The organism is Psychrobacter sp. DAB_AL62B (genome assembly GCF_028895345.1).
In the GTDB taxonomy this organism is placed as follows: Bacteria; Pseudomonadota; Gammaproteobacteria; order Pseudomonadales; family Moraxellaceae; genus Psychrobacter.
In genome coordinates, this window is the sequence record NZ_SAXC01000001.1 from 127872 (window position 1) to 142360 (window position 14489).

General features: G+C 42.9%; 11 protein-coding genes. 3 read left to right on the forward strand and 8 right to left on the reverse strand.

The window, feature by feature from the left end:
• Positions 1–38: 38 nt before the first annotated feature.
• From EPB74_RS00505 to EPB74_RS00535, 7 genes are all read right to left on the reverse strand, one after another.
• Positions 39–398, reverse strand: a complete 360-nt coding sequence (locus tag EPB74_RS00505; RefSeq protein WP_274902197.1) for an AzlD domain-containing protein — start codon at positions 396–398, stop codon at positions 39–41.
• Positions 388–1119, reverse strand: coding sequence for an AzlC family ABC transporter permease (locus EPB74_RS00510; RefSeq protein WP_274902198.1), 732 nt, complete (start codon positions 1117–1119; stop codon positions 388–390). Before EPB74_RS00510 ends, EPB74_RS00505 begins: the two co-directional genes overlap by 11 nt.
• Before the next feature lie 74 nt (positions 1120–1193).
• Positions 1194–2612 carry an MATE family efflux transporter gene (locus EPB74_RS00515; protein WP_274902199.1) on the reverse strand — a complete coding sequence of 473 codons (1419 nt, stop codon included), beginning with the start codon at positions 2610–2612 and terminating at the stop codon, positions 1194–1196.
• A 221-nt stretch (positions 2613–2833) separates the two neighbouring features.
• Positions 2834–4078, reverse strand: coding sequence for a protein translocase subunit SecF (gene secF, locus EPB74_RS00520; RefSeq protein WP_274902200.1), 1245 nt, complete (start codon positions 4076–4078; stop codon positions 2834–2836).
• A 9-nt stretch (positions 4079–4087) separates the two neighbouring features.
• Positions 4088–5965, reverse strand: a complete 1878-nt coding sequence (secD, locus tag EPB74_RS00525; protein WP_079691992.1) for a protein translocase subunit SecD — start codon at positions 5963–5965, stop codon at positions 4088–4090.
• A 275-nt stretch (positions 5966–6240) separates the two neighbouring features.
• Entirely contained in the window at positions 6241–6519 is a 279-nt protein-coding gene (gene yajC / locus EPB74_RS00530; RefSeq protein WP_079691991.1) for a preprotein translocase subunit YajC, read from the reverse strand.
• A gap of 283 nt (positions 6520–6802) precedes the next feature.
• The gene (locus EPB74_RS00535; protein ID WP_274902201.1) at positions 6803–6979 is read right to left on the reverse strand and encodes a hypothetical protein; all 177 of its coding nucleotides are present in this window, start codon (positions 6977–6979) and stop codon (positions 6803–6805) included.
• A 197-nt stretch (positions 6980–7176) separates the two neighbouring features.
• On the opposite strand from EPB74_RS00535, the gene EPB74_RS00540 reads away from it, so the two are divergent.
• From EPB74_RS00540 to EPB74_RS00550, 3 genes are all read left to right on the forward strand, one after another.
• On the forward strand, positions 7177–8457 hold the full coding sequence (locus EPB74_RS00540; protein ID WP_274902655.1) for a hemolysin family protein: 1281 nt from the start codon (positions 7177–7179) through the stop codon (positions 8455–8457).
• A gap of 348 nt (positions 8458–8805) precedes the next feature.
• Positions 8806–9300 carry a nuclear transport factor 2 family protein gene (locus EPB74_RS00545; protein WP_274902202.1) on the forward strand — a complete coding sequence of 165 codons (495 nt, stop codon included), beginning with the start codon at positions 8806–8808 and terminating at the stop codon, positions 9298–9300.
• 261 nt (positions 9301–9561) lie between these two features.
• Positions 9562–12639 carry a LysM peptidoglycan-binding domain-containing protein gene (locus tag EPB74_RS00550; RefSeq protein ID WP_274902203.1) on the forward strand — a complete coding sequence of 1026 codons (3078 nt, stop codon included), beginning with the start codon at positions 9562–9564 and terminating at the stop codon, positions 12637–12639.
• A 141-nt stretch (positions 12640–12780) separates the two neighbouring features.
• On the opposite strand, the gene EPB74_RS00555 is transcribed toward EPB74_RS00550, so the two are convergent.
• Entirely contained in the window at positions 12781–13989 is a 1209-nt protein-coding gene (locus EPB74_RS00555; RefSeq protein ID WP_274902204.1) for a transglycosylase SLT domain-containing protein, read from the reverse strand.
• Positions 13990–14489 lie beyond the last annotated feature (500 nt).

Sequence of the window (14489 nt, forward strand, 5' to 3'; positions counted from 1 at the left end):
TTTTTTATACTTAAAAACTAGGTTTGGAAAAATAGATTTCAGCTTGAAAAATTGGTCAATAGCCAGAGAAAACCATTAATCGCTGCGATACCAACCACCATGCTGACCAGTAACTGACGGCTAATATGGTAGACGAATAGTACCAATAATAAAGCACCAATTTGTGCCATCAACAAATGCACCTCTGCACTGTTTAAGCCAGTATTCTCTGACAAACCTTGATAAGACAGACTGGTTAAAATTAGTAATACCATTACTGATAGCGGTAAACTCTCGTTTAAGCGGTGTAGCCAAGGTGTATCGAGCAGTTTTTTGGGTATTAAAGCTGGTAGGGCGCGAGTCACAAAGGTCACTGCGGCCATAGCAAAGGTTGCAATAATCAAGTAGCTACTGGTCATTGGTGTCTCCATTCACGCTTTGTGGTGTCCAAAATCCACGCGCCAAAATCATCAGCATACAAATAGTAATTGCCACCAGTAACAACCAATGGCTGGTAAACAGCGAAGCGATCGCTAGCGCAATCACCGCAATACCAATGGGAAAGTAACGTTTGATACTTTGAAATTGCTCATACGCTAAAATAGCAAATAAACAAACCAACGCAAAATCTAAATGTGGTACCAAATCACTGAGGGCGCTGCCAATCAAAACGCCAATAGCACTCGCCAGTACCCACCAGCTTTGGTTGAATAGACTAATTGGCAGTATCAAGGCTTGCCGTGATTCGTTCGGTAAACTGGTCATCACCGAAAAAGTTTCATCGGTGAGGGCAAATAAGCAATAGGTCTTTGCAAGCTTTTGTGTGGGCAGATATTGTAGTAATGGCATGCCATAAAATACATGACGCAAATTGATAGCGGCGATATTGGTGGCGATACTACCAATCGGTAATCCGGCACTTAACATCGGTAGGCAGGCATATTGCGCCGCACCTGCATATAACACAATACTGAGCATAATCGTTGCCCATACGGGTATACCGGCAACTTGGGCAAGCACACCAAAGGCAATGCCCGCTGGTAAATAACCCATGGCTACTGGTAAGCTTTTTTTAAAGCCTTCTGCCCAGTTATAGCGCTGTGCTTGATTTTGATGAATCTCATTTGATTGGGTATTCACGTAACGTCCTAGTATTTACTGTTTCTGTATATCGTTAAATATGGAAAGTGGCGGTATAGCCTGATGCTGATCGGCTAATGCTCAAGTTGGAGTTTTTCATAGCTACCCGTTTGGTGAGCACGGTATAAAAAGCCACCAAGGATAATCATGCGTAGGAGTAATAAACACCAAACGCTAAGCCAAATACCAGTCATATCCCATTGTTGATAAAGTAGCCAGCTTAATGGGAAAAAGACGGCTGCTAATATAAGAGCTGCATTACGAATGACGTTACCTGCCGTTAAACCAAAAAATATCCCATCTAGCCAATAAGCACCAACCCCAACGAGGGGTAATAACACAGCATATAGATGATAGTTGTAGGCAAGGGTAAAAACCGGTTCAATATTGGTCATAAATTGCAAATAAGTCGGCATTGCAAGCCACCATATTGCGCTTAGCATGATGGCAAGACCATAGCTTACAACCGCAGTGCGTTTTACAATAATACGAAAGCGTGGCCAATCGCGTCGTCCTGCTGCTTGTCCACTTAACGTCTCAGCAGAGACTGCCACCCCATCAAGGGCAAAGGCTGAGATACTCAATACCTGCAATAAAATGGCATTGGCTGCGAGTATGACATCACCACTTTGTGCAGATAGGCGAGTAATCCAAGCAAAGCTTAAGGTTAAAATAAGCGTACGGATGAAAATATCTTTATTTAGTGAAAATAGCCTAAGCATTTTAACTTTGGTAAAGTGCTCTCGATCCGCGGTAAATAATGCCTGCCAAGATATTTGCAGATGCTGACGGCTGAGCCATAATGCCAATACCACACCCAACCAAAACGCTATCATGGTTCCTAACGCCACGCCGACCAAGCCCATATTCATAACAAAGACAAAAAACAGCGTCAGAATGATATTGAGTATGGCGATAAAACCTTGTTGGTAAAGCATATAACGGGTCTTGCCTTGACCTGCAAACCAGCCGATAAAAGCAAAGTTCATTAGCTCGGCTATCACACCCCAAAAGCGTACATCTAAATAGGTCTTGGCTGCTATACCACTATCAGGATTGGCTGAGAGTGCTTGTAGACCAAAATCAATTAACCAAGGTTTGGCCAGTAGTAAAACGGCGCCAATGATAAATGCCAATACCAAAGCACGTTGCAAAATAGGTAGCAGTGGTGATTGTGTAGTATGTGGTTTTTTTAATGTGCCATGAGTTGAGGTGTCGCTATTAGCCAGCTGACCTAATGCCTGAGCCGAAAGTCCAGATGAAGCATACTGCAAAAAATTGAAACTGACGAGCAATAAAGACAGTAACTGTATCGCGAGTCCTATACCAGCAAGTTTGGCGGTATCATTCATATTGCCGACAATCGCGGTATCAATGACGCTTTGTAGCGGCATCGCAAGATTTGCCAATAATACCGGCAATGCAATAGCGATGATGCGCGCATAGCGAGTATCAATAGGTGGTATAGCACTTGGCGGCAGGGTAGATGGCATAGAATGATCGCTTAGATAGGCAGATTAAGCATGTTTATAGATAGTATTAAAGATAAGATTTTATAGCAGCATTAGACTTTTTAAGTATCGATTTAGCTATCGATTTTATTTTGACCATATATAGACAAAAGCACCTAGAGTATAGGTGCTTTTGTCAGGGTAATGTTTATCTACTCATTCATTAAAGTAAAGAATGTAATAAGTGAGCAGTGATGCCGTTATCAATCTTGTTCAAACATCTTTGGGTCATTAAAGGTCACGATTTCTTCTTCAAACTCAGGTTTTACCTTAACGATAAAGTCATCACGTGATAGACCCATGGCTAGAGGAATCGAGCTTGCGATGTAAGTGGATGAATAAGTACCAGCAAGTAAACCGATGAAGAGCGCGGCTGAGAACCAGAATAAGCCATCGCCACCCAAGAATAGCATTGCTAAGACCACTAATAGCACGGTTGAGATAGTCATAATCGTACGGCGCAGTGTCTCTGTCAATGATAAATCAATCGTTTGACGCGGCGTGATACCACGGACGCGGCGAAAGTTTTCGCGGATACGGTCATAAACGACGATCGTATCGTTCAATGAATAACCAATCAATGCCAAAATAGCGGCCAATACCGTTAAGTCGAACGGAAAACCAAATAACGCAAAGACACCAATGGTCACGATAGCATCATGGAATAGCGACAATACTGCACCAATAGCCAATTTAAACTGAAAGCGTAGGGCGACATATCCAAGCATACATGCCAATGCCAATACAATCGACAGGACTGAGCTTAAATAGATCTCGTTACCAACTTGGCTACCAATGATATTAACATTACTGATTTCAACGTCATTATTAGGAAGTTTTAATGCTTCACTGAGACTAGCGCTAAGCCCATCAACGTTATCAGATTGAGGTGGTAGGCGTACCAGTAGCTCTTGAGACGTTCCTAGATACTGTACGACAGCATCATCAAAGCCATTATCAGCCAAGGCGTTGACCACATCGGTTTGCTCAACAGACTGCTCATAACGCACATCTGCTGAAACGCCGCCGGTAAAGTCAAGACCTAGGTTTAGACCATTGACCGCAATCGCAATAATACTACCAATCACCAAAATAATAGACAAAATCGCCATTGGCTTTTCTATCTTCATAAAAGGAATGATACGTTGGTCGCCAATAGCTTTGATACCGCCTTCTGCATATGCGGCGGCATCGTCGGCAGCGTCACCCACTGCTAAGTTAGGATCAATAGCGGTAGTCGCGAGCGCTTGGCTGCCTTTATCAGCGCCTTTGGCACTAGAGCGAGTTTTACTAGCTATTTTTTTGGCTGTAGCGTTATTGGTTTGGGTATTACTACCTTTGCCATCACGGCGCGGTTTTTTACGACCACGCGCACTTGCTTCACTGCTTGAGCCGTTCGGTTCAGGATTATTCTGTTGTTCTAGAGGGTTATTCTTATCGATTGCCATAGTGTTCTCCTAACCGATGCTCAGACGTTTGATAGATTTACGTTTACCGTAAGCAATTTGTATCAGCGCACGCGTTACCAAAATGGCAGTAAACAGCGAGCTGACAATACCGATCGCTAAAGTAATCGCAAATCCTTTAATCGGACCAGTACCAATCGCAAATAGAATAAACGCGACCAGTAATGTTGTGATGTTGGCATCGAAAATACTACTATAAGCACGATCAAAACCTGCCACGATAGCAGATTTTGGCCTGACGCCGTTCGCTAGCTCCTCACGGATACGCTCAAAAATCAGGACGTTGGCATCGACTGCCATACCAATGGTCAAAACGATACCAGCAATACCAGGTAGCGTCAGTGATGAGCCTAAAATTGACATGATAGAGATGATAATAATAACGTTAACCGCCAGCGCAACGTTGGCAATCACACCAAATAAACGATAGAAAATTATCATAAACGCAAAGACTAACAAATAACCAACCTGCGTAGAGAATAACCCTTTATCGATATTTTCTTGACCCAGTGATGGACCGATAGTGCGTTCTTCCACGAAATACATCGGCGCTGCTAATGCACCTGAACGTAGCAAGAGCGCCAGCTCAGCCGCTTCAGCACTACTATCAAGCCCCGTAATACGGAAAGATGAGCCTAGCACCGCTTGGATATTGGCGCGGTTAATAACTTTCGTTTCAGCATAAGGTGTGCGGACTTCTACAGTCTCGCCAGTGGCTGGATCTTCTTCATAAGTGATTCGTTGCTTGTTTTCAATAAACAGAACAGCCATTTGTTTACCGACAGCGGTGCGGGTAGCGTTTTGCATTAGCTTACCACCAGCACTATCTAGGGTAATACTCACTTCAGGCGAACCACTTTCATCGATACCTGTCTGAGCATTAGTGACTTTTTCACCCGTGACAATCGCTTGGCGCTCTAGCAATACCGGCGGACCATCAAGGGTGTTAAATGGAAACGCTTCAGTACCGGCAGGTGGAATACCGCCTGTATAGTTTTCGGCACCTTCAGCGACCATACGGAACTCAAGGTTGGCAGTACGACCAAGGACACGTTTTGCCTCAGCGGTATCTTGCACACCTGGTAGCTCAACGACGATACGGCTAGCACCTTGTGATTGTACTAATGCTTCTGTTACCCCAAGCTCAGCAATACGATTGCGTAGGGTAGTCAGGTTCTGGTTGACCGCATAGCTATTGATTTCATCTAATGTTGCATCGTTATACGCCAAAATCAGCGCCGGGCCTTGTTCATCAATAGAGGATTGTAAAGTAAATGTATTACCCATCGAGCTTTGCAAAACATTTTGTGCACGGTTGCGAGCGTCCGTATCCGCAAAATGTAACACCACGCTACGCTTATCGTTTTTGATGCCTTTAACCGCAATGCTTTCAGCTCTTAGGTCACGTCGAATATCACGACTGGCACTGGTCAAACGTTGTTCGAGCGCTTTGTCCATATCAACTTCTAGCACAAAACGAACACCACCGCGCAAATCAAGACCAAGTTTCATTGGTTTTGCGCCGATATCACGTAACCACTGCGGCGTCGTTTGGGCTAAGTTAAGCGCGACTACATAATCTTCGCCTAAATTCCGTCTCAATACTTCCTGAGCCTTAAGCTGATCGACTGGGGTGTCAAGACGTACCAGCGCACTGTTGCCTTGAAACGTACCGTCATGGTAGTTCAAACCCGCTTCTTTCAGTAAGCTTTCAGACTGAGTCAAGATACCTTCAGACAACTGCGTGCCTGCTGCGGCACTCGTAATCTGTACGGCAGGTTCATCAGGATATAGGTTAGGAGCAGCATACAGACCGGCAATGATTAGCACGACGGTGATGAGTAAGTATTTCCAAGCGGGATATTGCATAATCACTTCTTTAAGTTGATAAACTACTGGCGACGCAGGCCACAAGTTAGCAGATGGGAAGTTAGCGACAACAATGGTGAGGTACTATATTGAGCAGCCATAGCAGTCATGATAGTGCACCACTGTGATCATCCGCGATGATAGTAAAGCATAAAACGATAAAGCGAAAAATGACCGTAAATAATGTACGGTCATTTTGTAGTCATTACAACTATTAATTGATAACGAATCATTAATAGTCAGTCATTAATAACCATCTAAGTCATTGGTGATGATTAAACGCTTTCGATTGTGCCAGCTGGCAATACTGAAATAACAGAGGCACGTTGTACCTTAACGTCGGTATTGTTGTTTAAGCTAACAACGGCGTAATCGCCTTCCAAGCCTTTGATGCGACCCATCAAGCCACCAGCAAATATGATTTCACTACCAACCGTCAACGCATTGACCATCGCACGATGCTCTTTAGTACGTTTAGATTGTGGGCGAATAACTAAAAAGTAAAAAATCGCAAAAAAAGCAACTGGTAATAAGATTTGACCGAACTGTTCCATATCTCTCTCAATAAATTATAGATAGTAATAAAATTAAATGCATAGTAACAAAAAATCCCAGACTTGGTAACTGTTAATCATAAGCTGGGTACGTTTTTGTTAACGTACTGGCATACTAGCAGTCAATATTTGCTGCGACAATCGCTTTACGCTATTAAAAGGGTAGTATATAAAGGCAATGAATACCTAGAAAAACCCAAATTAGTATAAAGCAAGTCCTGCTTTAATAATGAGGATTATCGAACCTTTGACGTCCTTTGAAGTCCTTGAGACAAACAGTGATTTATTGTGAAATATCAGCATCAATGCTACTATCAAAGGAGAAGTCATCAGTGTTAAAAGTGCTGCTCAATATTAGCAAGTTTAAAATAAAATACGTACGATTATCACAATATTCTGCTGGTATGAATTTCTCTCGCTTGCTGTGCGCTTCGACAGACAGAGGCTTCGCAAAATTCATACCAGCAACATTGTATTTTTTTTAAAGTGAATCGACCATAGCCTGTATTAGACGGGCTTTTAGCAAATGACTGTCAAAACCAAATCAGGATTAGATGTTATCAGATATTATTTTCTATCTGCTCATGATATGGTCGTGATATATTGGTACTTCCTTTTTCTTATTTGTCTAGGTTATCTAACTTGTCCACCTCTTTTATGTCTGTACCTCGTTTATACCGTCCGCGCGCTTGTCGTAAAGACGCATCTGCTAAACCTCCCCCGACGATGGGTGACAAGACTTGGTTTAATCTCAAGCCATTTTCTACGTTATCACTATTGATAATCTTGATATTGCCGCACTCTGTTTGGGCTGCTGATGGCTTAGCGAACCCAAGCGCTAGCAGCGTATTACTACTCATACTATTTGTAGTAATCGCCATTGGCATCTCATTTATCTGTTCACTGGCAGAGGCAGCACTATTGACGATGACACCGTCCTATATTGCTGACCTTCAAGAAACCAATCCAAAAAAAGCAAGTATGCTAAGACGCCTAAAGATTGATAATATCGATCAGTCTTTAGCTGCTATCTTGACACTAAATACAGTGGCACATACCTTAGGCTCGATTGGCGCTGGTGCGCAGGCAACGATTGTATTCGGTAGTGCCTGGTTTGGATTATTCTCTGCAGTCATGACATTGGCTATTTTGTTTTTATCCGAAATCATGCCAAAAACACTCGGCACTGTATACTGGCGTCAATTAGGTGGCATGGTCGCCTATTTTGTACGAGGGATTGTATTGCTGCTGTACCCTTTGATTTTAGTCTCAGAAAAATTGACCAAGCTACTTGTGCGTGGCAAAGAACCGCAAGCGTTCAGTCGCCGTGAGTTTGCCGCGCTTGCCAGCATTGGTGAAGAGTCAGGACAAATCGATCCATTAGAGTCACGCATTATTCGAAACCTGCTGGCATTCGGTGCCATTAAAGTTGAAGATATTATGACCCCGCGTTCGGTGATGTTATCTTTTGAAGAAAATAAGACGGTCGCCGAATTATTGGTTGATCGACCAAAACTCACCTTTTCGCGACTGCCGATTTATGATGGCGATTTAGACAATATTACTGGCTTTGTATTAAAAACAGACATGTTATTGGCAAAGGTCAATAATGCGGTAGACAAACCATTAACACAGTTCAAACGAGACATCACCTTTGTATTTTCAAAGATGAAGTTGTTTGATGTGTTGGAGTTGATGCTAAAAAACCGTATTCATATTGCGATTACGGTCGGTGAATATGGTGAAGTCAAAGGCTTAGTCACCTTAGAAGATGTGTTTGAGACATTGTTGGGTCTTGAGATTGTCGATGAGATAGATCGTGTCGAGGATATGCAAGCATTGGCACGGCAAATGATGGACAGACGCGTCGAGCGCTTGGGTCTGAAGCTGAGTGATGATGAGCACTATGAAGATAATAGTGCTGAGAATAAGCAATAAAAAGCTTCAAAGGACATGTCCGCTCAAGCTATGAAAACTCAAGAAATGGCGGCAGTCATTGGGCAAACTTGCTTTAACAGATAGTTTTGCTTTACGGTTCGCAATAATTACACAGGGTGTCACATGGCTGTGAGAATTGAATGATAGGCTAAAACTATCTTAACAATAAGCTGTGAAAAATATCAAATAAAAGTAATTGTTAAAATTACCAAGCAATAAATGGTCATAAACAGATGGACATAAATTATCTGTGCTGATGAATATAAACAGCACTCTATAATTAAATCGTAAATAAAAATTAATGATCCATACCTGAGCATAACCAAGATACTACTACTAAGGAATATCATGAAAAGACTATTGGGGAAAGGGCTGTTGCCTCTATTGATAAAAAGCGCTAGCGTGGCTGCAGTCGTTGCCGCTGCCAGCACGATGAGTATTAGTGCGCAAGCCGCAGACATGACGGAATCTTTAGTACAAAATTACGCCGCCGCTATGAAAGCATCAGCCAATAGCCAAAACATCAATCAGATAGCGCGCTTAGTGTCTGATGATGCATTGATTTCAATGTCAAGAAAAGGCAAATCTACTAGCTTAGATAAAGATGCTTATCTAAAATTACTCCAGAATAGTTGGAGCAATACCTCGAATTATCGCTACGATATCAGTGTTGATAATATTGTAATTACGGGTTCACAAGCAAAAGCCAATGTGACGACCAATGAGAGCTGGGTAAAAGATGGTCAAAGAGTCTCGTTTGTCACCACCTCGAGAGTGACATTGACTTTATCTACTGGTAACGCGGTACTTTTACGCGCCGTCTCACAAGTGGCTATTAACTAATTACCTTAATAGATACTAACTAATGGCTATTAACTCACGGTTGATTGGCCACCATGAACCGCGTTGCTTAAGTATCATTGCTTAAACATCATTACTGAATAAAGTAGGTTAATAACAAAGAGCTTTCGCCATCAAAAGATACGGCAGATTGGATTTTGTGCATTATCTTTTATATTGGGCTGGTCTTTGTTTGATATTGCGTACTATACTGTCAATCAACTTTATTTTATCACTTCTTGTTGTTAGGAAACTTCCACTATCATGTCTACTGTGTCATCAAACTATCGCTCATTCATTGCTTTACCACTGACGCTTGCGGTGTCGACTTTACTTATCAGTGCTTGTAGTAATACAACAGCGGTGAAAAATACAGGTGCGACCGGCAGCTCAGCTGTGATTACGAAGCGTCCTACCAATCAAGCTGCTAAGCCAACGACTAACGCTGACTATTCAACGGCGTTCTTAGATGCCGAAAGCTTAGATGAGCTGGCTGATTTATTAGAAGCCACCGACATGACGATGGTTGAAGGCAATAAACTTGCGATTCAACAATATGGTGACTTGTGGAATCGCCTCCGTGCGGGCTATCGCATGAACGGTGGGCAACCGGTTTATAATCAGCGTATTGAAGCACAAAAAGGCTGGTTTACCAGTAGACAAGACTATCTAAACCGTTTAACGGCGCGTGCCAGTCGCTATATTTATCACACCGTACGAGAAGCTGAACGCCGTAATATCCCAACTGAACTGGCTTTGCTACCTGTTATTGAAAGCTCCTACGATCCAAGTGGTACAAGTAGTGCAGCAGCGGCAGGCTTATGGCAGTTTATTCCCAGTACTGGACGTATTTATGGTCTAAATCAAAGTAGTACTTACGATGGTCGCCGTGATGTGATCGAATCAACGCGCGCCGCTTATGACTTTTTGACGGCATTGCACAATCAGTTTGGTAGTTGGGAATTGGCATTGGCCGCTTATAATGCGGGGCCCGGTCGTGTGCAAAAGGCCATTGATGCCAATAGAGCTCAAGGCTTACCAACCGACTACTGGTCACTAAGATTGCCAACTGAGACCATGAACTATGTGCCGCGCTTTTTGGCAGTTGCCGAAATCGTCGCCAAACCTGAGCAATATGGTGTCTACCTGCCGGCTATCGCTAACCGCCAACATTTCCGTAGTGTGCCAGTTAATTATGGCGTGAGCTTGGCTGAAGTATCACAAGTGACCGGTGTTAGCTACGACGAATTAGAAAGACTAAATACGGCGCTGACCTCAGCACGTATCGATTCATCAGGTCCGCAGCGTATTATTATTCCTAATGATATCAGTCTCTCTACTGACGCTAAGTTGAGCGCGCTAAGAGGGAATGGCAGTAGTAATGTCATTGCTTCTAGTAACGCTAGCAGCAACACAACGCCAAGCTATTCAGGAACTACGACGCCAAGCTATAACAATAAGCCTTATAATGGCGGCGTATCATTACCCTCTACCGGTAGTGCCCTTGCTGATTATGCTGCCAGCGCCAGTGTACCGCAGCAGACCACAAGCTATATCTCACCAACTGCATCACCGACGAGTAGCTCTGTTTATAGCGGCAATGCATCAGTTCGTACTGAGCCACCGCTAACATCAGCAGAAACGAATAAAATCAATGCTGAGCTAAAAAGCAGTAACAGCTTACCGACCACATCGGCGCAAATTACCCAGAACAATACCATCACTCAAGAGCCGCCGTTAAGTAAAGCAGAGCGTGATTTTATTGCCAGTCAAATTCGGATTAATACGCCTGAAACCAATGTCATTAACGCGGATGGTAATATCAATCTATCGGCAGTACAGACGCAACAGTCTGTCTTAGAAGCCACGGGACAAGAGAAGAAACTGAGCTTTCCAAAAACCTCAGTCAGTAAACCAAAACCTCAAGGCACACGTACCACTTATACGGTCAAACGTGGTGATACTTTAGCTAATATTGCCAGTCGCTCTGGTGTAAGCTGGCGCGATATTGCTGAATGGAACCAGATGGATGCCAGTGCCAAGCTGCTGTCTGGCAGTACCTTATATTTATATAATGCCAAAACTATCGAGCCGTTAAGCACGGCTAAAAGCACCATAGCAAGCCAGCCTGAAAGCTATGTGGTACAAGGCGGTGATACCTTAATAGGCACTGCCAATCGCTTTGATTTATCAGTGACCCAGCTTGCAACCTATAATAACTTGAGCAGTAGAGCTGACTTGCTACGCGGTCAAAAATTATGGCTTGTCCCTGGTAAAGTAACCGCACCAGTCAGCACACCGGCTGCACCATCGACTAAACCAAGTAAGACATCGACTGCGACCAAAAACTATAAAGTAAAAGCAGGCGATGGTTTGATTGCGCTCGCCCGCCAATTTAATGTATCAACCGAGACGTTGGCCAGCTTAAATAACATTGGTACGACGGATTCATTGTATGTCGGTCAAACATTGAAAGTGCCTGCCAGTGTTGACTTTACATCTGTGAGTAGTACGCCTAGTAGTACAACGAATAATACTAGCAATAGCAGTAAAGCCAGTGGTTCAAGCTCAGTGCCAACGACCAATTATAAAGTCAAATCAGGGGATACTTTAATTGGCATTGCTAATAGCATTGGCGTTAGTGCCGAAGAAATTGCTGCCGTAAACAGTAACTTTGATGCAAAGGCGCGCTTGCAACGTGGACAAACGATTAAAGTGCCAGTATCTAAAGAGTTGGTGGATCGTCAGCTCAATGATGAAGCGGTCAGCTACAAGGTTAAATCAGGCGATACCTTAACGGCTGTCGCCCAACGCTACAATATTGGTTTGAGTGATTTGGCAACAGCGAATAATTTGAAAACCAATTCTAATTTGATACTTGGTCGTACGATTACTATTCCTGCTAAAGGTAGCGTCAGTAGTTCTAGTAACAGCAGTGCTGCTACCAGTAACAACAGCAAGAGTAACAGTGCTGCTAGTGCAGAGACGAAAAGCAGTACCAATACGTCGACAGCCAATAGCAGTAGCGGCAAAAAGCTTGGCAACACAGAGAGTTACAAAGTTCAGTCTGGTGATGGACTCATTGCGCTAGCCCGTCGTTTTGGTGTTTCAGTAGAGGATTTAGCTGCCACCAATAACATGGCAACTGGTGCACAGTTACAGCGTGGGCAGACCATTAAAGTACCGAAAGTAACGGTCAGCTATACCGTTGGGTCAGGAGATAGCTTGATTGGACTGGCACGTAAATATGGCGTGTCAACTAAAGAGCTTGCTGATATGAATAATATTGCAGTGGATACGATGCTGCAACGCGGTCAACGCCTCACGGTACCTAATCGCTAAGCTAGCTATATTTTTATAAACGTTATGCATTAAAAAAGCTGCCCTTGTCAAAGAGCAGCTTTTTATTTGGCTATCTATATTTAGAGATTTTTAGTTAACTGCTTTTAAGTAAAATTATTCAACTAAAAGTAAAAGCGGTCATTAGACAGTGGCGGTCTTAATCGTCTCAAGATAACTTCTGATATTAGTCACATAATGCATCGCTTGACCATAGCGGCTGTTCGAAGCTTTGTTTTCAGATAAATAGGCATATATATTTGCCCAACTTTTATCATTGATACCATTAGCACTCAACTTACGCTGGATGCCTTTTACGGCATTTGGACCCATGTTATACGCGGCTAGCGCAAACCAAAGCCGGTCTGTTTTTGGTACATCAGCAAAATCAGTCTTCATCTGCTCCAAGTAACGAGCGCCGCCACCGATACTTTGGTAAGGGTCAACGCGGTCTGAGACGCCCATTGCTTTAGCCGTATTATTGGTCAACATCATAATACCGCGTACGCCTGTTGGCGAGACGGCATTGGCATTTAAATGCGATTCTTGATAGCCCATCGCCACCAGCAACTCCCAATCATGATTGTAGGTACGTGCTTGTTCTTCAAATGAAGACTGATAATCTGGCAGCTTTTCTGTCAGGGTCTTTTTAAAGTGGTCTTGACTATAGGCATCTTTTAGCAAGTCTTGATTATAAAAAGCAGCTAGCTTCTGCGTATTTTCGAGCTTGATGCTATCACATAAAAAATAACTGGCTTTTTGTGATAATGGGTCGTTGGCTGAATTGAAGGTCCAGCTCACTTTAGGGTGTAAGCCATTTTTGGTCAAACTGGCGTCATAACCACAGCTGACATTGACAGAGGATAAATTAAGCTGGCTTTTTAATTGCGTACTGGCAGTGGTCAGTGCCATATCGGCATCGCCTGATTGTAATGCTCTGAGCGCCGCTTCTTCATCAGCATAAGCTTTGAGGGTAACTTTTACTCCGAGCTGATCAGCATAGTTACGCACTAAGTCGTAACCGAAGCCATGTTGGAAGCCGTCAGTCGCAAAATACGTGCTGTCACCTGGAACTGCAGCAATGGTTAAGGTATTCTCCAGCATGACATGATCATAGGCTGGTACCTGCGTATGTATCGTCGTCAAACTCTCAGCAGGGAGAGAGAGAAGGGCAATACTAGATATTTGCGCCAATTTTTTGGTTTTGGTAAAACGAGTTACTTTAATAGGTGTAACAAATGGAACGATGTTACTTTTGGTGCTCAGTAAGCGTTTAGATGGACGCAGTATATATGAGATACGGCGTTTGGCCCCTCGCGCAGATACTTTCACACGATAAGTAATACGCTGCATGGATGTCTCCTAATTTTAGCCATCCTGCTTATCGTAAAAATGCACATACATTTATAGTCGCTCTATGCTGATCTATTGAGTATAAATGTATGTGTACTTTAGATGCTAAGGCCCTTATTAAACGCATAAGTGCTATATCACCTTGTTTAAATATAGCGCCGCTAACCTAAATCTTATAAAGGTAGCGGTAAATTTTATCTCTCAGTCATCTATTAACGTGCTATCAATCTGGTTTTTAGACATTTCTCTTAAAACTTTCATTTTAAAAAATAGCTTTCAAAAACCAGAACGCACAATACCATGAAGGATATAAATCAGATGATTCCTTCACCGATGATAGAGTTGACTAAGTATTAAACGACTATAGTAAACATAGATAAGGTCATGAATAAGTCATTAAGACAAAAACGTAGTTAAGTGGTTGGTGTGCTAATGTTATCAACCTGTGCTACGCTGATATTAAGAACTATCTACTCTTTAAATAATTTGTAGTAGAGTAA

Excerpts from the sequence above, each read along its gene's own strand:
- EPB74_RS00550 (WP_274902203.1), top strand. The coding sequence starts at position 9,562 with ATGTCTACTGTGTCATCAAACTATCGCTCATTCATTGCTTTACCACTG.
- EPB74_RS00535 (WP_274902201.1), bottom strand. The coding sequence starts at position 6,979 with ATGAATTTTGCGAAGCCTCTGTCTGTCGAAGCGCACAGCAAGCGAGAG.
- EPB74_RS00515 (WP_274902199.1), bottom strand. The coding sequence starts at position 2,612 with ATGCCATCTACCCTGCCGCCAAGTGCTATACCACCTATTGATACTCGC.
- EPB74_RS00540 (WP_274902655.1), top strand. The coding sequence starts at position 7,177 with ATGTCTGTACCTCGTTTATACCGTCCGCGCGCTTGTCGTAAAGACGCA.
- yajC (WP_079691991.1), bottom strand. The coding sequence starts at position 6,519 with ATGGAACAGTTCGGTCAAATCTTATTACCAGTTGCTTTTTTTGCGATT.
- secF (WP_274902200.1), bottom strand. The coding sequence starts at position 4,078 with ATGGCAATCGATAAGAATAACCCTCTAGAACAACAGAATAATCCTGAA.
- EPB74_RS00555 (WP_274902204.1), bottom strand. The coding sequence starts at position 13,989 with ATGCAGCGTATTACTTATCGTGTGAAAGTATCTGCGCGAGGGGCCAAA.
- EPB74_RS00505 (WP_274902197.1), bottom strand. The coding sequence starts at position 398 with ATGACCAGTAGCTACTTGATTATTGCAACCTTTGCTATGGCCGCAGTG.
- secD (WP_079691992.1), bottom strand. The coding sequence starts at position 5,965 with ATGCAATATCCCGCTTGGAAATACTTACTCATCACCGTCGTGCTAATC.
- EPB74_RS00545 (WP_274902202.1), top strand. The coding sequence starts at position 8,806 with ATGAAAAGACTATTGGGGAAAGGGCTGTTGCCTCTATTGATAAAAAGC.